This is a genomic window from Streptomyces sp. NPDC012466 (assembly GCF_042955215.1).
Taxonomy (GTDB): Bacteria; Actinomycetota; Actinomycetes; order Streptomycetales; family Streptomycetaceae; genus Streptomyces.
In genome coordinates, this window is record NZ_JBIBEQ010000004.1 from 206,225 (window position 1) to 226,260 (window position 20,036).

Genomic DNA, 20,036 nt, shown 5'->3' on the forward strand with positions numbered 1-20,036 from the left:
GAGCTCTCATGATCGTTCTGGGCTACAACGGATTCGGCAGGTCCGCGGAAATCTTCGGACGCCTCTTTCGCGCCACCGGCATCGACCGCCACCTGCTGTACGGCCATGACTCGTCCGCCGCCCTCGTCATCGACGGGAAGCTGGTCGCCGCCGTGGAGGAAGAACGGCTCAACCGGGAGAAGAAGACGTCGAGCTTCCCGGTCCACGCCATGCGCTGGTGCCTGGAATCGGCCGGGATATCCTTCGACGACGTCGATACCTTCGCCTTCTCCTGGCAGTTCTCCCAGGACGTGGTGAACAAGATGATCGCCGAGATCACCGAAGATCCGGCGGCGTCCGTCGAGCAGAAGTTCGCGCGCTTGCAGCGCCTGGCGGAGACGCATGAGGCGATGTTCAGCCAGGCCGCGACCGAAGCCGACTTCCTCGAACACACGGGACACAGGCTGAACCCGGAGAAACTGGTCCGGGTCCCGCACCACATGGCGCATCTGATGACGGGGTATCACCTGTCGGGCGGCCAGGACGCGGCATTCCTCGTCAGCGACGGTCGCGCCGAATGGCTGTCGTCGATCATGGGCGAGGTGCGCGACGGCGAGGTGAAGATCTTCGACGACATGACCATCGACTCGCGGAACTCGCTGGCGATGCTCTTCTCCGTGGTGACGCGATACCTCGGATTCGTCCCGAACAACGACGAGTACAAGGTGATGGGCCTGGCCGGCTATGGCGCGCCGCCCGAGCCGAACCCGTTCCTCACGCACGTGGTCGAGAGGTGCCCCGACGGCACCTACAGGATTCCCTATCCGGCGAACGCGGTACCCGCCTACTACGAACTCTTCGATCGGATCTTCGGCGGAGACGCCGAGGGCCGAGAGGAGTTCGACTACCGCGTACGCGTGGCCAGTGCCGCACAGCACATGCTCGAAACGGTGACCGCCGGCCAGATCCGGACGCTCGAAGCCCGGAGCGACCTCCCCCGCGTGATCTTCGAGGGCGGACTCGCCCTGAACTGCGTCAACAACAGCAAGCTGCTGGAGCGTTCACGCTTCACCTCGATGGATGTCAGCTTCGGCGCCAGCGACGTCGGGGTGGCGATCGGGGCGGCTCTGTTCGCCAGCGGACAGGCCGGCACGCCGCCCCGGATCAGCACGTCGCCGTACCTGGGCCCGAGCTATGACGGCCAGGAGCTCCAGGCGGCCCTCCAGCAGTACGCCGACCAGGTCGTGTGGCGGGAACTGGCCCCTGCGGACGTGCCGCGGGAGGCGGCGACCCTGATGCGGGAGCGATGCGTCATCGGGTGGTTCCAGGGGCGTATGGAGTACGGACCGCGCGCGCTGGGCAACCGCAGCATCCTGGCCAATCCGAAGTTCCCCGACATCAAGGACATCATCAATGAACGCATCAAGCACCGCGAGCAGTTCCGGCCCTTCGCCCCCGTGGTCCTGGAGCATCTCGCGCCCGACGTGTTCGAGCTCGGCAAGAAGAAGTCCTCGCCCTACATGACCTTCGTGGTTCCGGTGCGCCCCGAGTACCAGGACATGATCCAGGGCGCCTGCCACGTCGACGGCACCTCGCGGATCCAGACGGTCACCGAGCAGAGCAATCCCCTGCTCGCCCGGCTGCTGCGTGAGTTCACCGAGCTGACCGGGATTCCTTGCTTGATCAACACCTCGTTCAATGTCGCCGGCGAACCCATCGTCTGCTCGCCCGTGGATGCCCTGTCCTGCTTCCTCAAGACGGAGATGGATCATCTGTTCCTCGGAAACTTCCTGGTTTCGCGAATCTGAGCGAGTGAACGCCTCCCTGATGGGGGCGTCCGCAATCGCACTTCAGGGGGTTGCGCTACGCTCTACGCGACGGAAGGGAGACGAGGCCAAGTGTCGCTATTAGAGGCGGATCCGTACGTCGGTAACCATTGCGAGTCGACCACTCTCGTGAATTTGCTGCGGCAGCGAGAGGTGGAGTTGTCGGAGCCGCTCATCTTCGGGCTCGCCGGTGGCTTGTCGTTCATCTACTGGCGGACGAAGCAGATGCCGACGCCGTTCGTCGGTGGCCGGATCAAGCCCGACACGCTGTCCGAGAACCTCGCGAACGCGCTGAACTTGCGGCTGTCCGTTCACGAGACGTCGTCGGCGAAGCGGGCGAGGGAACATCTGCTGGCCGAGCTTGATTCCGGAACCGTTGTCGGTCTCAAGCTCGACCGCTACTTCCTCGACTACTCCACCGACGATTTCCGGTTCGCGGCCCACTATGTCGCCTGTGTCGGGCACGACGACGACCGCTTTGCTCTGGTCGAAACGCGACCGCTCGGCCTGCAATGGGCCACCGGCGAATCCCTCACGACCGCACGAAACGCTCGCGGCCCGATGAGTTCACGTAACCGTGCCTTCACCCTCGATCTCCCGAAGGGCGGGCTCCCTGATCTGGGGGAAGCGGCCCGCAAGGGCATCAGGACGGCGGCGGAGAATTTTCTGAACCCGCCGATCTCGAATTTCGGTTACAAAGGCATGCACAAAGTCGCCGACCTGATGCCGCAGTGGCTCGACGACCTCGAATCGCCCGCAGACAGCCTTCCCGAGATCTGCACGATCATGGAGGACGCGGGAACCGGCGGGGGCCTGTTCCGCATGATGTGGGCGGACTTCCTGGCGGAGACCGCCGAGATCACCGGGATCGGCGCATACCAGGAGGTTTCGGGGTCGTACCGCGAAGTGTCGAAGAAATGGACCGAGGTGGCCGGGCTTCTGCACGAGGCGGGAGTCGCGTCGTCACGGGAATCCCTCCACAGCGCGTCGAAAATCGTGCACGAGACCGCCGAGAAGGAGCAGCGCCTGATGCACCGCCTCATGGAACTGTCGAGCTGATCCCGGGCGCTGCCGGAAGCCGCTGCCAGGGCCCGAACCGCTGCGGCAGGTCCGTCGACGTGGACACGGATCAGCCCGCCGCGTAGCGATCACTCCGTCACGGGCACGCACTCGGCGAGCAGGTCGACGACGTCGCGCCAAGCCCGCTGGGCATGTCGTGGGTGGTACCCGACGCCGGGGAGCACGACATGGTCGACCGGTGGGTGGTGGAAGGCGTGCAAGGCGCCGCCGTAGACCACGAGGCGCCAGTCGACGCCGGCCGCCTGCATCTCGGCGGTGAACGCCTCGCGTTGCGCGGGCGCCATGATCGGGTCTTCCGACCCGACCCCGGCCCACACCGGGCAGCGAATGCGCGCCGCCTCGCCGGGCCGGCCGGTGATCAGCCCGTTGACCGTCCCGATCGCCCGCAGGTCGACGCCGTCGCGTCCGAGTTCCAACCCGATCGCGCCTCCCGTGCCGTAGCCGACGACGGCGATTCGGTCGGGGTCGGCCCGCGGTTCGGCGCGCACCACGTCGAGCGCCGCGTGGCCGATGCCCCGCATCCGGTCGGGGTCGGCGAGCAAGGGCATGCAACGGGCCAGCATCTCTCCGGGGTCGCCCAGATAGCGCCCGCCGTGGAGATCGAAGGCCAGCGCGACGTACCCCAGTTCGGCGAGCGCGTCGGCCCGGCGGCGCTCAACGTCGCTGAGGCCAGGGCCTTCCGGTCCGATCAGCACCGCGGGCCGGCGTGCGGCACCGGCAGGGACAGCGAGGTGCCCGATCATGGTTAGGCCGTCGGCCGGATACTCCACCGCGCGCGTTGTCGTCGTCGTCATGAGGGGGACGATAGTGATCGTCGGACCGGGTGGGACCAGTGTTCTGCCGTTGGCAGAGCAGCGACGGGTGTGTCTTCGCATGACGTGATATTGCTGCGCGTCGAGTTGTTGACAGGGGCGCGCCCGTCATCGCGCGCCGCCGTGCGGGGAGGGGCTTGATGAACCGGGAACCTACGGAAAACGGGCTGCGGTGGATGGCGGACGCCTACAGCATCGGCTTCACGCTCACACTCGGCGAGGGTCTCTCGCCGTACGAACTGCTGTGTCGCGTCGGCGCCGAGGAGCGCCATATCGTCCCGCTCAGCCGCGACGCGGCCCACGAACTGTTGTTGAGGGATGAGGCGGACCCCATCACTGACCTCGACTTCCTGGACTGGGAAGACGAAGCCGCGGTTGCCCGGCTGACAAGCGCCGGCTTTCTGCCCGCCCCGCCGGGCACCATCGTCCGAGCGGGCTCGGTGGCGGGCTGGGCGTATGCGCTGGAGGAGTTCTGCTCCCGGACGAGCACGTACCTCGCAGCACTGTCCGAGCGAGGGCGGGCGTTCTCCGTGCATCGCAACGCCAAGGGGTTCAGCACCGTCGGCCATGCCCGCCTCGGGGATGTGGTGACGTCCTTCGAGCCCGGCCTGCCGCACCTGACGAACGGTGCCCTCGCCGAGGTGGCGCTCGGCTTCGTGCACGGCGGTGACGAGCCGGGCGATGTGGCGTTCCTGCGGTTCCTGGAGGGTGAGCTCGGCATCCACCTCCCCTTCGAGGAGACGGAGGCGGAGCTTCCGGCAGCGGCGTTCACCTGAGGCCCCTGGTGGGACACGCTGGGCGCTGGGCCACTGGGGCGCAGGCGGGCAGAACCGTGGTGAGTTGGGTCAGGTGATCGGGGCGGACGCGGGTCCCGGGAAGCCAGAGGCGCTGCCCGTCGTGCGTGACCTGGATCCAGATGCTGGTGTGTTTGTGGTTCTCGTCGGTGACGGTGACGCCGTTGGCGATGGTGCAGCGGGCTTGAAGGAGGTCGCGGTGCCAGACGCGGCCGGCGGCGTTGGTGGTGGTGTAGGGCCGGTACGGGTTGTATGCCAGCGACAGTGCGCATCTGTGCGTGCGGGGCTCCTGGCATGCCTTCTCGACGTTGTGGACGAGGAGCCCCGCACTGCCGCCCGGGCTTGCTCCGGCTGCGGCGTCCTGCGCGGGCGTCGTACTCGGACCGCCCTGCGGGGAGAGCAGGAGCAGCAGGCCCGTCACGCGTGCGCCCGCGACGACAGCGGCGAGGACCGCTGCGACGACCCGACGCCGGGACCACGACCGTCCGAATGGGAAGCCCCGTCCAGCGGCCCGGCTCACACCGGCAGACCCCGCAGCGCGCCGCGCCCTGCCTCACGGCTGACAACGGACGCCCCCCAACCCCAGGGCCCGGTCTGACCGCGGGAAGCCAGTACCAGGCCTGTCACCCCCTGCGGTACGGCACCTGACTCCTGGTGGAGTGACGACGGTGCGCGCCGCTTCGCCGGCGTGCACGCACCGCCGCCGCACGTCATGGAGGCGCACCCGGCGCAGATCCTGGCAGCGGCCATCGGGGCGCTTGCGCGGGACGGCACCACGACTGTGTGCAAGAAGCGGATGGATGGGTACCTGCGTGCGGCGGCTCGTCGACGACGGGCGTCCGAGCGGTGCGAGTGTGCGGAGTGGGGAGATCGAGGTGGGATTGCGCGAGGCGAGGGAGGCCCGGGCTTTTCGAGGCTGTGCGCGGATTCTGGCGGGCCGCTACCGTCTGGATGCGCTGATCGGTTCGGGTGGCGCCGCTGACGTGTACCGCGGTCTCGACCTGCGGCTGCGGCGGCCGGTCGCTGTGAAGGTGTTCCGCGCCGGTACCGGCTTCGACACGGAGGAGGCCTTCCGCAGCGAGGCCGTGATCCTGGCCCGGTTGCAGCATCCGGGACTGGTGACCGCCTTCGACGCCGGACAGCACGACGGTGACGCCTTCCTGGTCATGCAGCTGATCGACGGGCAGACCCTGAAGAGCCGCATCGCCGAGGGCCCCCTGTCGTGCGAAGCCGCGGCTGCGCTCGGGGCGGCATTGGCCGACGCTCTGGCGCACGCCCATGAGGTGGGCATCGTCCACCGGGACGTGAAACCGTCCAACATCATCCTGGACTCCTCCGGCCATCCTCATCTGACGGACTTCGGTATCTCCCGGCTGCTGGACGCGACCACCCGCACCGCTACCGGCACCCTGACCGGGACGGCGGCTTATCTCTCCCCGGAACAGGTGCTTGGCCGGCCCGTCGGCCGACCCGCCGACATCTACGCCCTCGGCCTGGTCCTCCTCGAAAGCGTCACCGGCCGGCTCGAATACGACGGCGGCCCTCTGGAGGCCGCGATAGCGCGCCTCCATCGCCGGCCCGTCCTCCCGGACTTCCTGCCCGACGGCTTCGCCACCCTCCTACGGGACATGACCAGCCTGGAAGAACAAGATCGCCCCATGGCGCGCGACTGCGCCCAAGCCCTGACCGGTCTCGCCGAAACGAGCACGGCGCACCCTTCCGCATCCGTGGCCCGGCCCGTTCTCAGCGCCGTACCTCCCGCCGTCGCGGAGCACGCCGACAGGACACACCGGAGCTCGTCGCCCGCCGAGAAAGCCGAGGGGGTGCCACGGTCCGCCCCCATCCGCAGCCGCATCCGAACGCGTGGGGCGGCGGCCGCACTGGCCGCCCTCATCGCCGCCGGTCTGGTGGTCACCGACGGCTTCTCGCACCGCGACGCCACAGGCGAAGCCGCCCCGTCCGCCTCTGATCCGGTGGCCCCTTCCACGCTCCCGGACACCGCCGTTCACGACGACGAGACGCCCTCCGCATCGGCTACCCCGCCCTCGCGCAGCCCCTCCGTCTCCGCTCAGCCGCTGAAGGATTCCCCCTCCACGCGCAACGCTCGTCCGCCCTCCGGCGGCCCAAGGCCCGCCACACACCCCGCCCGGACCCCCGGCACCTTTGAGCAGACCGCGCCCGACACAGCCGCGCAAGGCGAAGCAAAGGGCGCCGACCAACCGCCGGGTCTGGCGCGAAAGGACCAGAAAGGAAAGAAGCCGGCACACGCCAAGTAGCGGCAGGAAGCGCCCAGGCGGCATGCGGGAGCCGGGACGCCGATGACGCCGTCGCCGGCCAGGTTGTTCGCCGGCGACCGGAACACACCGGGCGGGAAGCCCTCGTGCCGGGGGCGGAACCAGCGGTGGACCGCACTGCGAAGTCGGCGCGGGCCGTGAGCGTAACGACGTCACGTCCCACGTAGCCTCTTTCCCATGCCGGCCTCCCGACTGCATCGCGTCGCCGTCCTTGTGCTCGAGGGCGCCAAGCCGCTCGATGTCGGTATTCCCGCACAGGTGTTCACGACCCGCGCGAGCATGCCGTACGAGGTGCGGGTGTGCGGGGCGACCCCCGGTCTCGTGACCGGCGGCGATGGCCTGTCCTACTCCGTCGCCCACGGCCTGGACGCGTTGGCGTGGGCCGACATCGTCTTCGTCCCCGGCTACCGGCACCCGGACCGCGAGGACCCGCCGCGCGCCGTCGTGGACGCCCTGATCGCCGCCCATGCGCGGGGCGCGCGGCTCGCCGCCATCTCGACGGGTGCCTTCGCTCTCGCCGCCACGGGTCTGCTCGACGGCAGGCGCGCCACGACGCACTGGCACTACACGCGGGCGCTCATGGCCAGGCATCCACTCGTCCAGGTCGACGAGAACGTCCTGTTCGTCGACGAGGGCAGCGTGCTCACCTCGGCCGGCGCCGCCTCGGGCATCGACCTGTGCCTGCACATCCTGCGTGGCGACCTGGGGGTGGCCGCGTCCAACCACGCGGCGCGCCGTCTGGTGGCGGCCCCCTACCGCAGCGGCGGCCAGGCGCAGTACGTGCCGCGCAGTGTCCCCGAGCCGCTCGGTGAGCGCTTCGGCGCCACCCGTGAGTGGGCGCTGCACCGGCTCGGCGAGCCCCTTTCCCTCGACGTACTGGCGCGGCAGGCCGGGGTGTCGGCGCGTACGTTCTCCCGGCGCTTCGTCGAGGAGACCGGCTACACACCGATGCAGTGGGTGATGCGCGCCCGCATCGACCTGGCCCGCGAACTGCTGGAGCGGTCCGAGCGCAGCGTCGAACAGATCGCCGCCGACGTCGGACTCGGTACCGGGGCGAACCTGCGCCTGCACTTCCAGCGCATCCTGGGCACCACCCCGAGCGAGTACCGGCGCACCTTCACCCGGGGTGAGTAGCGCCTGTCACGGATCGTGTGGCGGGATCCTTTTGAACCGTGGCGATCGCGCCACTGTCGGCGGCGCGAGCCGCGGGCGAGCCTGGTGGCGAAGGGAAGGGACATCACTCATGACTCGCATCGCCATCAACGGATTCGGCCGCATCGGACGCAATGTGCTGCGCGCCCTGCTGGAGCGCGACAGCTCCCTCGAGGTCGTCGCCGTCAACGACCTCACCGAGCCCGCCACGCTCGCCCGGCTGCTTGCCTACGACAGCACGGCCGGCCGGCTCGGGCGTCCGGTGACCGTCGAGGGGGATGCCCTCGTCGTCGACGGCCGTCGGATCACGGTGCTGGCCGAGCGCGAACCGGCTCAGCTGCCCTGGGCCGCACTCGGCGTCGACATCGTCCTGGAAGCCACGGGCCGCTTCACCTCGGCCAAGGCCGCCCGCGCCCATCTCGACGCGGGCGCGAAGAAGGTGCTCGTCAGCGCGCCCTCGGACGGCGCCGACGTCACCCTCGCCTTCGGGGTCAACAGCGACGCCTACGACCCGGAGCTGCACACGATCGTCTCGAACGCCTCCTGCACCACCAACGCACTCGCCCCGCTGGCCAAGGTGCTCGACGACCTCGCCGGTATCGAGCACGGGTTCATGACGACGGTGCACGCCTACACGCAGGAGCAGAACCTGCAGGACGGTCCGCACCGCGACGCCCGTCGCGCCCGGGCCGCCGGCGTCAACATCGTGCCGACCACGACCGGCGCCGCCAAGGCGATCGGCCTGGTGCTGCCGAACCTCGACGGCAAGCTGTCGGGCGACTCGATCCGCGTTCCGGTGCCGGTCGGCTCGATCGTCGAACTCAACACGACGGTCGCCCGCGACGTGACCCGCGAGGACGTGCTCGCGGCCTACCGAGCCGCGGCGCAGGGGCCGCTCTCCGGGATCCTGGAGTACTCCGACGACCCGCTCGTCTCCTCCGACATCGTGGGCAACCCCGCCTCGTCGATCTTCGATTCGGCTCTCACCCGCGTCGACGGCCGCCACGTGAAGGTGGTCGCCTGGTACGACAACGAGTGGGGCTTCTCGAACCGCGTGATCGACACGCTGCAGTTCCTCGCCACCCGCTGACCGGACGCCGGTATCGGCGTGAACTGACGCCGTATCGCGCCGGATGTCCGTCGGACACTCCAGCAGTAGGCCCAGCACCCGCTGGCCCCCGCCGCCCGTCTCCCTCGCCCTGGAAAACCGCGCGTGGGAGGCGGGTTTGGCTTGAGGTGTGTCGTCGGTCGGATAAGCAGGGTGATCGGGGGTAGAACGGCTTCTGGCTCGTGCAGTTGCAGGGGCTGGAGCAGGCCCGCGGTGAAGGGCTGCTCCCTGGTTTGAACGAAGGATCGATGGTATGGCCAGCGGCACCGTGAAGTGGTTCAACTCTGAGAAGGGCTTCGGCTTCATCGCACAGGACGGCGGGGGCCCGGACGTCTTCGCGCACTACTCCGAGATCCAGGGCAACGGGTACCGCGAGCTGACCGAGGGCGAGCACGTGACCTTCGACATCGGCCAGGGACAGAAGGGGCCGCAGGCGCAGAACATCGTCCGCGGCTGAGCGGGCACCACTAGCGCGAAGTGAGGCGGCTGCCGGACCGGCAGCCGCCTCACTCATGCCGCGGCGCGCCCACGCGGCACGAACACTCCCACGTCTCGGTCAGGCTTCGAGCCGCCCAGGTCATTGCGGCTGTGACACACGGCACGGATGTGGTGCGGGAACGGTGGAATGCAGGGCGCCGACCAGATGGTTGGCATATACATCCGACTGTGAGCCTGTGAGGTACCCGTGAACCACTCCGCCCCTGAGCAGCCCGCCGACGTCGTCGCCCGCCTGCGCGCCACCTTCCGCACCGGCCGCACCAAGCCGGTGGAGTGGCGCACGGCCCAACTGCGTCGACTGCGCGACATGCTCACGGAGAACGGCGCGGACCTGGCCGCCGCCCTCCACGCCGACCTGGGCAAGAGCGAAACCGAGGCCTACCGCACCGAAATCGACTTCACCGTCCGCGAGATCGACCACACTCTCGACCACCTCGCCGACTGGCTGCGCCCCGAGCCCGCCCCGGCCCCGGCCCACCTCGGCGCGGACGTGGCCGTCTGGACGCAGTACGACCCGCTCGGTGTCGTGCTCGTCATCGCGCCCTGGAACTACCCGGCCCAGCTGTTGCTGGCCCCTGTCGTCGGTGCCCTGGCCGCGGGCAACGCGGTCGTCGCCAAGCCGAGCGAGCTCTCCCCGGCCACCTCCGCCACCCTGGCCCGGCTGCTGCCGGCCTACCTCGACGCCGACGCGGTCGCCGTGGTGGAGGGCGGCGTCCCCGAGACCACGGCCCTGCTGGGCGAGCGTTTCGACCACATCTTCTACACCGGCAACGGCACGGTCGGCCGTATCGTGCTGCGCGCCGCCGCCGAGCACCTCACCCCGGTCACCCTCGAACTCGGCGGCAAGTCACCGGCGTTCGTCGACCGTGACACCGACCTGGCTGTCGTCGCGGACCGGCTCGCCCGCGGCAAGTTCCTCAACGCCGGACAGACCTGCGTCGCCCCCGACTACGTCCTGACCGATCCGGAGACCGCGGCGGCCCTGGAGACGCTGCTCGCGAACGCCGTGAAGGCGCTGTACGGCAGTGACCCGGCCGCCTCCGGCGAGTACGGGCGGATCGTCAACGAAAGGCACTTCGACCGGCTCGTCGGCCTGCTCGACTCCGGTCGCACCGTCGTGGGCGGCACGAGTGACCGGACGGCGAAGTACCTCGCACCCACCGTCCTGGCCGACGTCGACCCCGACGCGCCCGTCATGCGGGAGGAGATCTTCGGCCCCGTCCTGCCGATCGTCACGGTCCCCGGCCTCGACGAGGCGATCGACTTCATCAACGACCGGGACAAGCCGCTCGCCCTGTACGTCTTCACTGAGTCCGAGGGAACGCGGCGCAGGTTCGCCGCCGAGACCTCCTCGGGAGGCTTGGGGTACGGCTTGCCGCTCGCCCATCTCACCGTCTCCGACCTGCCCTTCGGCGGGGTGGGGGAGAGCGGCATGGGCAACTACCACGGCCGCTACTCCATCGAGACCTTCAGCCACCGCAAGGCGATCCTGGACAAGCCGCTGCGCTGACGCCCACGGTCGGGGTCGACACGCCCTCAGCGCACCGTCGGCGCGGTGAGCAGCAGCACGGTCACACCTTGTCACGCGGCAGGGCGACCCACCGCCACCGGACACGTGGCCCTGCAGCAGCGGAGAGGCCAGGACTCCGGCTCGTGCGCCGGTTACGCGGGTCCGGTCTCCAAGGACGCCCCCGACGACGGCCAGTGCCTCAGCGTCATACAGCGGGCGAGGCGACGGCGGCCTCGCCATGAGACCCACAGGTCCGGTGCCGCTTGCGTCGCGGTCGTTGTGATCGTGGCGTTCCGGCCGGGTCCTGCGTCAGGTGATGCTGGGCGCGGGTGGTGTCCAGCGGCGGGTGCGGAGCACCGTGCCGGTCACGCCGTAGTCGTGCTTGAGGTGTTCGGGGATGGCGTAGTGCATGACGCGTCCGCGGGTGAGGGACGACAGTTCGAGGACGGTGGTGAGATGGCCGAGCCGGTCCAGTGCCCAGGCGCCGAGCGGTGCGCGGTCCTCGATGGTCTCCAGGATGCCGAGCAGCTGGGGAACTGCTTTGACCACGGTGTCCCAGGGGGTGCGAGGGACGTGGAGCCAGTCGGCGCAGGTGTCACCGATCAGGTGACGGATCAGCGCGGAGACGATCGGGTCGAAGAACGTGCCGGGGACGACTTCCTCGTACAGATCGATCAACTGCCGGGTGAGGTGCGCGCCTTCTTCTGACGGCGCCATGTGCCGGATCATGTACAGGTCGAGGAACTCGCGTGCCTGGTCGAGGGTTTCGGGGACGGTCTCCTGGTCGACGCCGAGCATCGCGCCGACGACTCGCCAGGCGTAGAAGTAGGCTTCGGCGCCCTCGGTGGACATGTGGATGCCGAGGCGGTGCAGGGAGTCCAGGACGAGCAGGGAGAAGAACATCTGCCCGCCGATCATGTCCTCCTGACAGATCGGCACGCCCTGCGTGGTGGTGTCCCAGAGGTTGTCGCGCTTGAGATGGTGGCGGATGGAGGCGTGCAGGAGACGGACCTTCTGGGCGGCCGGGATGAAGCGGCTGCCGGCCTCGAACGCGCCGGGCTGCATGAGGTAGACGGTGAACTGGCCGGTCTCCGCCATCCGCTTGGCGGGGTACTTCAGTCCGTGGGTGGCCGACAACAGCCGCGCCACGTGCGGGACGACGTAGCAGGCCGGCATGGAGGCGAAGGACAGCGCGGTGGAGATGTGCACGTTGTTGTCGATGAAGAACAGGCGGGCCCTTTCCATCTCCCCCCAGTCCACCCAGGTCGGCGGGGCGCTGGTGACCTGGAGGTACTCCCGGGCCACGTCGGGCAGCCCGTCGGGCAGGGGAGCGCCGACGGTGGACACGTACCGCATGAGGGTGTTGAACGTGCCGACCTCGTCACGCTCGAACAAGGTGGCGACGGTGGCGTCGGCGAGTTCGTCACCTGCCTGGCGCAGGGCGTCCATCGACGCCTCGGTGTAGCTCATCACAGGGCTCCTAGGTCGTGCGGGGCGAGGTGGCCATATCCGGCAGGAGGCGGTGCGGCGCGGCCGTGCCGTGGTGCGAGGGCGTCAGTGGTGGCGGACCGCCGCCGAACGGGCCAGCACGGTCAGGGCAGCGGTGGCATGCCCGGGAAGATCCAGGTCGTGCAGGCAGCGGGTGGCATCTTCGACCCGCGCGGTGATCATCTCTTCGATGCGATCCGGCGCCTTGAGCCGCCGCATCACCGCGCGCACCGCCTCCAGACCGTTTCCGTCGAGGTCGCGTCGGCCCAGCAGGGCACGCAACTGCTCACGCTCCTCGCCACTGGCGATACGCCAGGTCTCTGCCAGCAGGGCGGTGGGCCGGTGGCCGCGCACATCGTCCAGGTTGGTCTTGCCGGTGCGCTCCGGATCCCCGAACAGGCCCAGCAGGTCGTCCCTGAGCTGAAATGCTTCGCCCAGCGGCAAGCCGTAGGCGGAATAGCCCTCCCGCAGCCGCTCACCGGCGCCGGCCAGGGCGCCGCCGATCAGCAGGGGCTGCTCGACGGTGTACTTGGCGGTCTTGTACCGGATCACCTTCAGCGACGCGGTGGTGTCCGGAGTGGCTCCGGTGTGCAGGATCTCCAGGCACTCGCCGGCGATCAGCTCGCGGGCCAGCGCCGCCCACAGCGGGCGGGCCCGGCCGAGGTAGGCGGCGGGCAGACCGCTGGTGGCGAACAGCTGACCGGCCAGAGACATCAGGAGGTCCCCCACCAGCATCGCCAGCGAGCGGGCCGCGTTCGCCGCCCGCGGGCGGCGCCGCAGCGCGCTCCGCAGGGCCATGTGCGCGGTGGGACGGCCGTGGCGCAGCGCACTGTCGTCGATGAGGTCGTCGTGCACCATCGCGGCGGCGTGCACCAGTTCCATCGATCCCGCGGCCCGCACCAGCGCGTCACTGTCCGGCTGCCCAGCCGCACGCCAGCCCCAGTAGCAGAAGGCCGCCCGCAGCCGTTTACCGCCCGCTACCGACTGCTCCACCTGCCGGGCCACGACATCCAGAGCCGGATCGATCGCCGCGAACCGGTCTGCCTCATCGGCGACGAAGGAGCACAGCACCTCATCGACACGGGCTTTGAACGCAACGGCCTCCCAGCGCTCAGACACCGTGGCCGGCCCGCCGGGCCAGAGCGTGACGGGCGAGCACCTCCAGATGGGCCGGTGGTGCGGCCGCGTACCGGTCGAGCGCCAAGCGCCCGCGCGCGATCAGTTCCTGTTCGGCCTCGGCCGCCAGCTCCGCCGTGTCCGAGCGACGCAGCAGCCCCCGCACCGTGCCGAGCGCCGACCCCAGGCTGCTGACGGCCAGATCGGTCAGACCCGCCACCAGCAACACCGTGTGCCGTTCCAGATTTCCCGGGCGTTCCGTTTCCAGTGCCATGCCTACCCCCACCCGCAGAAAAACCTCCGGCGCCGGTCCCGCGCCGCCTTCCCCAGCGTTCCGTCACGCCGGGGGGAGAAGAGGGAAGAACTCACCAACGGGCGATCACACCGTATGAGTGTGCGGTCGGTACACACCCCCTGCTCCAGGCGGAGACGGGGCGTGGACGGTGCCGCCCCTCAAGTAAGCTACCGCCCGGTAATTCAGGGGGAGTTCTCCATTTCTCCGCCCACGGTGACGTCCTGGGCGCGGGTATCGGCGCGCAGCTCGCCGAGTGGGAGAACAAACTCGGCGCCGACTGCTTCGACACCGGGGACGGAAGCCTGCTGCGCCGGGACTACGGGCTCGTGGAGCTGTCGTTCCAGGAGGAGGGCGGCGCCTGGCCCTGCCTCGGCGTGAGCGTGCGGGCGCACCGCCTGCGGTGGGACACCGAGTCGTCCGTACCGGCGGCCCTGCGCGGCGCGTACGGCGAGTTCGCCTCTTCGACGCGCTTCGAGGACTGGCCACCGCGATCGCCGGGCTCGGCTGCTCGATCGAACCCGAACCGGACGAGGCCGGTACGGTCGGCGACATCCACCGCTACAGGGTGCCCGAGTCAGGCGTGCGGATCCTCGTGCGCGCCGACGAAGACGACCAGGGGCCGGCGGGTGAGGTCTGGAGCCTCAGCGTGTCGCCCGCGTGGTGGCGCGAGGCGGGCTGATCAGACCCTCGGGCCCGCCGGGCCACCGTCTGGGCGGCTCACCCTTGCCGCGTCGCCGGTTCCAAGGTGTGCCCGACCTCGGAACCGGCTGCCCCGGTGGTTTCGCGGACTGCTCGGTCAGCCTTGGTCTGCGGTGCGCAGGGCCCGCGCCAGCCACTCCAGTTCCTCGGTCGCGTCGGGTGACGCAAACTGTCCGCGGACGCGGGCGACGAGCCTGCGGTAGCGCTCCGCTTCCGCCTCGATCCCGGCGTCCAGGCTGCGCAGCACGGCGGCCCGGTCGGCGTCACCGAACAGCTCGGACAGCGTGCCGGCCGCCTCCGGTCCCTCAGGGGCCACCCCGCGTTCTCTGACCTCCGCGACGGTCTGCACGACCTGCCTGGCCCACCAGATGGACGCCCCGGGAGGAGGATCCTGCCCCGGGGCGGGCGTGTTGAGCTCCATCCAGGTGCGCAACCGGGCGCGGAAGCCGGGATCCCGCACCAGTTCGGCCAGTTCGATCCAGGCGTCGACCTGGTCAGGTGTGGGATCGTCGGGCAACTCGATGCTGACGGCGCGCAGGCGGTCGCGCAAACGCGGCTCGATGTCGAGGCCGCCGAACACCTCCTCCTTGAACTCGTCGACGATCTGCTCGCGTTCGGCGGCGGACAGCCGGGCCAATCGGTTCATCAATGCCGTCTCCTCAGCGGTCGAACCACGTGTCGCCACGGTGGACAGAACGGCCCGGCTCACCTTGAGGGAGCGGATCTGCGCGTCGAGTGCCGCCACGTGCGCGTCGGCGACCTCGGCGATCGTCGTCCGACCGCTCAGCACCCGGCACACATCGTCGAGCCCGAGGCCCAGCTCCCGCAGCGTGCGGACCAGCTCGACGCGGGCCACGGACTCGGCGTCGTACAACCGGTAGCCGCTCGCGGAGCGGGCCACGGGCGGTACCGCTCCCTCGTCCGACCAGAAGCGCAGGGTACGCACCGGAAGTCCGGTGCGGTCCGCGAGCCGGCCGATGGTGAGCACCTCGGGGCGTTCATCGTCCATGGGTGAGATCCTGGACCTTCCAGCCACTGGAGACTCAAGCGCCTCGGTGCGAGAGGCCGTGAGTTCTCCCCAACTCGCTGATGCCGTGCAGTCCGCCGGACGGCAGAGACACAGACGAAGTGAATCAGGTTCAGGAGATCGTGCGGCTGGCCGGCGGCGTGCTGGGCCGAGATGTCATCGGCACCTACCTCCACGGCTCGTCCGTGCTCGGCGGACTGAGGCCCGCCGGCGACGTGGACGTGTTGGTCCGGTGAGGGGCTGCGCGCGGCATACGAGGCCGGGGAGGTACCCCAGCCGGGGCCGATGCCCGATCTGGCCCTGCTGATCACCATGGCGCTGACCGGCGACCACCCCCTCACCGGCCCGCTCCCGGCGCAGGTTCTCGACCCGGTTCCGCGGACCGACCCGGTCCGGGCGAGCGTGGCGGGTATCTCCGGCCTGCTCGACGACCTGGACGGCGACACCCGCAACGTCCTGCTGACCTTCGCTCGCATCTGGACCACGCACGCCACCGGCCGGATCAAGTCGAAGGACGCCGCCGCCGACTGGGTCCTCGCCCAGCTCCCGCCCGAGCGCCGCCCCGCCCTGGAACACGCCAGGCAGCTCTGGCTCAACTGCCCCTACTCCGAGGAGACTTGGAGTGATGCCCTGCGGGCGCAGGTGCGTCCGCTCGTGGACCGCGTGCTCGTCGAGATCGACCGGCTCGTCCACCCCGCCCGGCCAGAGTCTCTCAGCGGCTATGGCACTTCTCAGCCCGCACAGTCGAGATCTTGGTCGCCGGGCAGCGGGAACGTCGGGGCCTGACCGCGTCGTTCTGGCAGGCCGGGGGAGAGGCGCCCGTTCAGTCGGGGTCCCGCGCGTCCCTGTCCGCCCGCCTGGTTCGCCGAACGGCGCTGACTGCGCCGAGCATCGTACCGACGGCCACGATCGTCAGTCCGCGCAGCCACACCTGGGCCTCGATCTGCGTGGCGAGCACGACACAGGACGCGATGCCCAGCACCGGCAGCGCGGTCGGGGTGCGAAAGTGGTCGGCTTCGCCCGGGTCCCGGCGCAGGACCAGCACCGCCGTGTTGACCATGAGGAAGACGACCAGCAGCAGCAGGACCAGGGTGGACGCCAGAGTGGCGACGCTGCCGGTGAGCGCGAGGAGCATCGCCGGCAGCGTGGTGACAGCGATCGCGACCCACGGCGTACGACGGCCGGGCAGCACCTCGGTCAGGGCGGCGGGCAGCAGCCCGTCCCTCGCCATGCCGTAGGCGAGGCGGGAGGACATGATGCCGGTCAGCAGTGCGCCATTGGCCACGGCGACGAGCGCGATGGCGCTGAACAGACGGGGCGGCACACCGCCCGCCTCCTCGACGACCTCCAGCAGCGGCCCGCTCGACCCGGCCAGCTGAGCGGTCGGTACCGCCGCGGAGGCGGCCATGCCCACCAGCACATACACGGCCCCGGCGGTGGCGAGGGCGCCGAACAGGGCGCGCGGGTAGGAGCGCCGCGGATCGCGCGTCTCCTCTGCGACGTTCACCGAGGTCTCGAACCCGACGAAGGAGTAGTACGCCAGTACCGAGCCGCTCAGCACGGCCGCCGCCGCTCCCTTCTCCGGCGTCCCCAGCTGCGTGAGGCGCCCCACGTCGCTGTCGCCGCGCAGCAGCAGCCACGCGCCCAGGACGACGACGACGGCCAGACCGCCCACCTCGACGACGGTGGCGACGACGTTGGCGCGGGTCGACTCCTTGATGCCCCGCGCGTTGACCAGGGCGAGCAGGGCCAGGAACAGCACGGCCACGAGCCCCACGGGCAGCGTCACGAAGGCCGACAAGTAGTCGCCGCCGAAACCACGGGCGAGCGCGGCCACGGAGACGATGCCGGCGGCCAGCATGCAAAAGCCCGCGACGAATCCGGCGAACGGTCCGAAAGCGCGCGTCGTGTAGTGGGAGGCTCCGCCCGCCCGCGGATACTTCGTCGCCAATTCGGCGTAGGAGGCAGCGGTCAGCAGCGCCAGCAGCAGCGCGACGACCAGCGGTACCCACACCGCTCCGCCGGCGTCGGCCGCTACCTGGCCGACCAGGACGTATACGCCGGCGCCGAGCACGTCACCCAGAATGAAGAAGTACAGCAGCGGGGTCGTCATCGCACGCTTGAGCGCTGTCCCCTCCTGAGTCCCTCCCTGTTCCCCCGTCTCCGCCACCACTCTGTTCCCTTTTCTCGCCATACCGCCTTGTGTCCCCCGTACCGCTACAGGCACGCTCGGCCACCGATCGCCGCACGGAGGTGTCGCGTCACATGGGACCGGCCGTCGGGCCGGCCCGCCACGCCCCAGGGTGCCGCGGCCCGGGCGAGGCACGGCCCCGTCACGGCATCCGGCCGGGGAGCCTCACCCATCCCAACCCCGAGGGCGCGCTACGCCCCGTCGGGCCGGGAGCGCCGAGCGGCGCGGCGTCGCAGACGCAGCGGCAGCGCGTACCAGCACAGGGCGAACCACAGCATGACCCCGCCGGCGAGCACCTCGGCGAGGACGCCGGGAACGACGACACGCAGGATCAGCAGGAGGGTGCAGCCGATGGTCAGTGCGAGGAGGACCATGCCGCACATCATCAAGCGGCCGGCGGCTTCCACCACCTCGTCCTTCATACGCTGGCCGGACAGGAAGCGGTGGATGGAGACGGGTGCTATCAGCGATCCCGTGGCTGCCGCACCGAGCACCACGGTCGTGACGTAGATGACGCGATCGAACGTCTCCAGCTCCCGGAACAGCGGAGTGAAAGCCACACTGAGCAGGAACCCGAAGAGGATCTGCACGCCCGTCTGGGTGACCCGTGTCTCTTGAAGGATCTCGTTCCACCGCCGGTTGACCCGTTCACGCGCGGTTTCCGGCGCGTCGGCGCCGGGCCCAGAGCTGTGGCTGTCGTGGCATGCGCTGCAGGCGGTGTCCCGTTCCGGCAGCTGAACCGGCCGCTCCGTCATGGTCATGGCATCCTCCAAATTCCAGGAGAACCGCTTGCCCCGACCGGAGCCCTTTCATGCAGGTCGGGAGCATGGACGGGGATGGTCTGCCTGCGGCGAGGGCCGAAGAGGCCACCCGCCCAGTCCCGGCGCCGGGCCGGGACTGGGCGGGTGAAGTCCTGGTAGGTCCTCGGCGTGTGCCGCCGGTCACCGGGGCCGATGGGCCGCTCGGTCCTGATCGCAGTCCTGATCGCAGGTGACACCGTCGTGTTTCCGGTGCCGGCCGGCAGGTACTGAAACGCTCTGAGAGGGACAGACGGCCAGACAGCGGCGCCTCGCCATCCTGCGCCGCCCGAGAGAGGGACGAGGTGGGCGATGCGTGCAGTGACGGTGCGGCCCGGCGCCAAGGACTCCGTAGAGGTGAGGGAGGTGGCCGACCCCGTCCCGGCCGCCGGAGACCTGCTGGTGGACGCCCTGGCGGTGGGAGTGTGCGGGACGGACAAGGAGATCGTCCGGGGCGAGTACGGTGCGGCCCCACCAGGCGGTGAGCGGCTGATCCTCGGGCACGAGTCCCTCGGGCGGGTGCGGCAGGCGCCACCCGGAAGCGGCTTCTCGGCCGGTGACCTGGTCGCCGGGGTGGTGCGCCGCCCGGACCCCGAGCCGTGCGGGGCGTGTGCCCGTGGGGAGTTCGACATGTGCCGCAACGGCCGCTACACCGAACGCGGCATCAAGGAGATCGACGGCTACGGGGCCGAGGCGTGGTGCGTGGAGGCCGACTACGCGGTGAAGCTGGAGCCGCATCTGGACCGCGTCGGTGTGCTCATGGAGCCGACCACCGTGGTGGCGAAGGCGTGGGAACAGGTGGAGCGGGTGGGCGCCCGTTCGTGGTTCGAGCCGCAGCGCGTCCTGGTGACCGGTGCCGGGCCCATCGGCCTGCTCGCCGCCCTCCTGGGCGTCCAGCGGGGCTTGGACGTGCATGTGCTGGACCGCGTGACCGAGGGCCCGAAACCCGGTCTGGTCCGGGACTTGGGTGCCACGTACCACGCCGAGGACATCGAAAAGGTCATCTCCGCCCTATGCCCGGACGTCGTCATCGAAGCGACCGGCGCGAACGAGCCCGTGCTCGCCTCGCTCACCGGCACCGCCCCCTACGGAGTGGTGTGCCTGACCGGGGTGTCACCCGCCGGCCGCAGGGCGACCGTGGACGCCGGCGCCGTGAACAGGGAGATCGTGTTGCAGAACGACGCGGTGGTGGGCTCGGTCAACGCCAACCTGCGCCACTACCGACAGGCCGCCGACGCCCTGGCCGAAGCCGATCTGACATGGCTCGAGCGCGTGATCACCCGACGGGTGCCGCTGGAGCGGGCAGCGGAGGCGTTCAGGGAGCAACCGGACGACGTGAAGGTAGTCATCGAGTTCTAGACCGCGGAGAC

Annotated in this window: 18 protein-coding genes and 1 pseudogene; 11 read left to right on the forward strand and 8 right to left on the reverse strand. The window is 70.0% G+C overall.

The window, feature by feature from the left end; genetic code table 11:
• The first annotated feature begins 8 nt into the window (after window positions 1-8).
• Window positions 9-1,787, forward strand: a complete 1,779-nt coding sequence (locus ACFY9E_RS16840; protein ID WP_390984193.1) for a carbamoyltransferase C-terminal domain-containing protein — start codon at window positions 9-11, stop codon at window positions 1,785-1,787.
• A gap of 90 nt (window positions 1,788-1,877) precedes the next feature.
• On the forward strand, window positions 1,878-2,864 hold the full coding sequence (locus ACFY9E_RS16845) for a DUF4872 domain-containing protein (protein WP_390984195.1): 987 nt from the start codon (window positions 1,878-1,880) through the stop codon (window positions 2,862-2,864).
• An 89-nt stretch (window positions 2,865-2,953) separates the two neighbouring features.
• Here ACFY9E_RS16845 and ACFY9E_RS16850 read toward each other — a convergent pair whose 3' ends face one another.
• Window positions 2,954-3,679 (reverse strand): dienelactone hydrolase family protein, encoded by a 726-nt coding sequence (locus ACFY9E_RS16850; RefSeq protein ID WP_390984197.1) that lies wholly within the window; start codon window positions 3,677-3,679, stop codon window positions 2,954-2,956.
• Between the two features lie 158 nt (window positions 3,680-3,837).
• On the opposite strand from ACFY9E_RS16850, the gene ACFY9E_RS16855 reads away from it, so the two are divergent.
• Entirely contained in the window at window positions 3,838-4,473 is a 636-nt protein-coding gene (locus ACFY9E_RS16855; RefSeq protein WP_390984200.1) for a DUF6461 domain-containing protein, read from the forward strand.
• On the opposite strand, the gene ACFY9E_RS16860 is transcribed toward ACFY9E_RS16855, so the two are convergent.
• Complete coding sequence (locus ACFY9E_RS16860; protein WP_390984203.1) at window positions 4,466-4,912, reverse strand: hypothetical protein; 447 nt, start codon at window positions 4,910-4,912, stop codon at window positions 4,466-4,468. The two genes, ACFY9E_RS16855 and ACFY9E_RS16860, sit on opposite strands and share 8 nt — an antisense overlap.
• Before the next feature lie 238 nt (window positions 4,913-5,150).
• On the opposite strand from ACFY9E_RS16860, the gene ACFY9E_RS16865 reads away from it, so the two are divergent.
• From ACFY9E_RS16865 to ACFY9E_RS16885, 5 genes are all read left to right on the forward strand, one after another.
• Window positions 5,151-6,767, forward strand: a complete 1,617-nt coding sequence (locus ACFY9E_RS16865; RefSeq protein WP_390984205.1) for a protein kinase — start codon at window positions 5,151-5,153, stop codon at window positions 6,765-6,767.
• A 195-nt stretch (window positions 6,768-6,962) separates the two neighbouring features.
• The gene (locus tag ACFY9E_RS16870) at window positions 6,963-7,919 is read left to right on the forward strand and encodes a helix-turn-helix domain-containing protein (protein ID WP_390984207.1); all 957 of its coding nucleotides are present in this window, start codon (window positions 6,963-6,965) and stop codon (window positions 7,917-7,919) included.
• 109 nt (window positions 7,920-8,028) lie between these two features.
• The gene (gene gap / locus ACFY9E_RS16875; protein ID WP_390984210.1) at window positions 8,029-9,027 is read left to right on the forward strand and encodes a type I glyceraldehyde-3-phosphate dehydrogenase; all 999 of its coding nucleotides are present in this window, start codon (window positions 8,029-8,031) and stop codon (window positions 9,025-9,027) included.
• A gap of 271 nt (window positions 9,028-9,298) precedes the next feature.
• A complete protein-coding gene (locus ACFY9E_RS16880; protein WP_107458844.1) occupies window positions 9,299-9,502 on the forward strand; it encodes a cold-shock protein in 204 nt (67 codons plus the stop codon).
• Window positions 9,503-9,730: 228 nt separating this feature from the next.
• Window positions 9,731-11,053 carry an aldehyde dehydrogenase family protein gene (locus ACFY9E_RS16885; protein ID WP_390984213.1) on the forward strand — a complete coding sequence of 441 codons (1,323 nt, stop codon included), beginning with the start codon at window positions 9,731-9,733 and terminating at the stop codon, window positions 11,051-11,053.
• A 309-nt stretch (window positions 11,054-11,362) separates the two neighbouring features.
• On the opposite strand, the gene ACFY9E_RS16890 is transcribed toward ACFY9E_RS16885, so the two are convergent.
• From ACFY9E_RS16890 to ACFY9E_RS16900, 3 genes are all read right to left on the reverse strand, one after another.
• Window positions 11,363-12,523, reverse strand: coding sequence for an oxygenase MpaB family protein (locus ACFY9E_RS16890; RefSeq protein ID WP_390984216.1), 1,161 nt, complete (start codon window positions 12,521-12,523; stop codon window positions 11,363-11,365).
• 84 nt (window positions 12,524-12,607) lie between these two features.
• Window positions 12,608-13,660, reverse strand: a complete 1,053-nt coding sequence (locus ACFY9E_RS16895; protein ID WP_390984219.1) for a polyprenyl synthetase family protein — start codon at window positions 13,658-13,660, stop codon at window positions 12,608-12,610.
• Complete coding sequence (locus tag ACFY9E_RS16900; RefSeq protein WP_390984222.1) at window positions 13,653-13,931, reverse strand: polyprenyl synthetase; 279 nt, start codon at window positions 13,929-13,931, stop codon at window positions 13,653-13,655. The genes ACFY9E_RS16895 and ACFY9E_RS16900 overlap by 8 nt, the downstream gene beginning before the upstream one ends.
• Window positions 13,932-14,352: 421 nt before the next feature.
• On the opposite strand from ACFY9E_RS16900, the gene ACFY9E_RS16905 reads away from it, so the two are divergent.
• The gene (locus ACFY9E_RS16905) at window positions 14,353-14,631 is read left to right on the forward strand and encodes a hypothetical protein (RefSeq protein WP_390984225.1); all 279 of its coding nucleotides are present in this window, start codon (window positions 14,353-14,355) and stop codon (window positions 14,629-14,631) included.
• Window positions 14,632-14,748: 117 nt separating this feature from the next.
• On the opposite strand, the gene ACFY9E_RS16910 is transcribed toward ACFY9E_RS16905, so the two are convergent.
• Window positions 14,749-15,660: a MerR family transcriptional regulator gene (locus ACFY9E_RS16910; RefSeq protein ID WP_390984228.1), complete on the reverse strand. Its 912-nt coding sequence runs from the start codon at window positions 15,658-15,660 to the stop codon at window positions 14,749-14,751.
• A gap of 119 nt (window positions 15,661-15,779) precedes the next feature.
• Here ACFY9E_RS16910 and ACFY9E_RS16915 point away from each other — a divergent pair.
• Window positions 15,780-16,464 (forward strand): annotated as a pseudogene (locus ACFY9E_RS16915) (DUF4111 domain-containing protein).
• A 37-nt stretch (window positions 16,465-16,501) separates the two neighbouring features.
• On the opposite strand, the gene ACFY9E_RS16920 reads toward ACFY9E_RS16915, so the two are convergent.
• Window positions 16,502-17,791 (reverse strand): amino acid permease, encoded by a 1,290-nt coding sequence (locus ACFY9E_RS16920; protein WP_390984231.1) that lies wholly within the window; start codon window positions 17,789-17,791, stop codon window positions 16,502-16,504.
• Between the two features lie 269 nt (window positions 17,792-18,060).
• Window positions 18,061-18,630 carry a DUF6328 family protein gene (locus ACFY9E_RS16925; RefSeq protein ID WP_390984234.1) on the reverse strand — a complete coding sequence of 190 codons (570 nt, stop codon included), beginning with the start codon at window positions 18,628-18,630 and terminating at the stop codon, window positions 18,061-18,063.
• 348 nt (window positions 18,631-18,978) lie between these two features.
• On the opposite strand from ACFY9E_RS16925, the gene ACFY9E_RS16930 reads away from it, so the two are divergent.
• Window positions 18,979-20,025, forward strand: a complete 1,047-nt coding sequence (locus ACFY9E_RS16930; RefSeq protein WP_390984237.1) for an alcohol dehydrogenase catalytic domain-containing protein — start codon at window positions 18,979-18,981, stop codon at window positions 20,023-20,025.
• The last annotated feature ends 11 nt before the right edge of the window (window positions 20,026-20,036 follow it).

Coding starts and splice junctions, on each gene's coding strand:
- ACFY9E_RS16840 (WP_390984193.1), top strand. CDS start 9: ATGATCGTTCTGGGCTACAACGGATTCGGCAGGTCCGCGGAAATCTTC.
- ACFY9E_RS16880 (WP_107458844.1), top strand. CDS start 9,299: ATGGCCAGCGGCACCGTGAAGTGGTTCAACTCTGAGAAGGGCTTCGGC.
- ACFY9E_RS16925 (WP_390984234.1), bottom strand. CDS start 18,630: ATGACCATGACGGAGCGGCCGGTTCAGCTGCCGGAACGGGACACCGCC.
- ACFY9E_RS16855 (WP_390984200.1), top strand. CDS start 3,838: ATGAACCGGGAACCTACGGAAAACGGGCTGCGGTGGATGGCGGACGCC.
- ACFY9E_RS16870 (WP_390984207.1), top strand. CDS start 6,963: ATGCCGGCCTCCCGACTGCATCGCGTCGCCGTCCTTGTGCTCGAGGGC.
- ACFY9E_RS16930 (WP_390984237.1), top strand. CDS start 18,979: ATGCGTGCAGTGACGGTGCGGCCCGGCGCCAAGGACTCCGTAGAGGTG.
- ACFY9E_RS16910 (WP_390984228.1), bottom strand. CDS start 15,660: ATGGACGATGAACGCCCCGAGGTGCTCACCATCGGCCGGCTCGCGGAC.
- gap (WP_390984210.1), top strand. CDS start 8,029: ATGACTCGCATCGCCATCAACGGATTCGGCCGCATCGGACGCAATGTG.
- ACFY9E_RS16900 (WP_390984222.1), bottom strand. CDS start 13,931: ATGGCACTGGAAACGGAACGCCCGGGAAATCTGGAACGGCACACGGTG.
- ACFY9E_RS16850 (WP_390984197.1), bottom strand. CDS start 3,679: ATGACGACGACGACAACGCGCGCGGTGGAGTATCCGGCCGACGGCCTA.
- ACFY9E_RS16920 (WP_390984231.1), bottom strand. CDS start 17,791: ATGACGACCCCGCTGCTGTACTTCTTCATTCTGGGTGACGTGCTCGGC.
- ACFY9E_RS16890 (WP_390984216.1), bottom strand. CDS start 12,523: ATGAGCTACACCGAGGCGTCGATGGACGCCCTGCGCCAGGCAGGTGAC.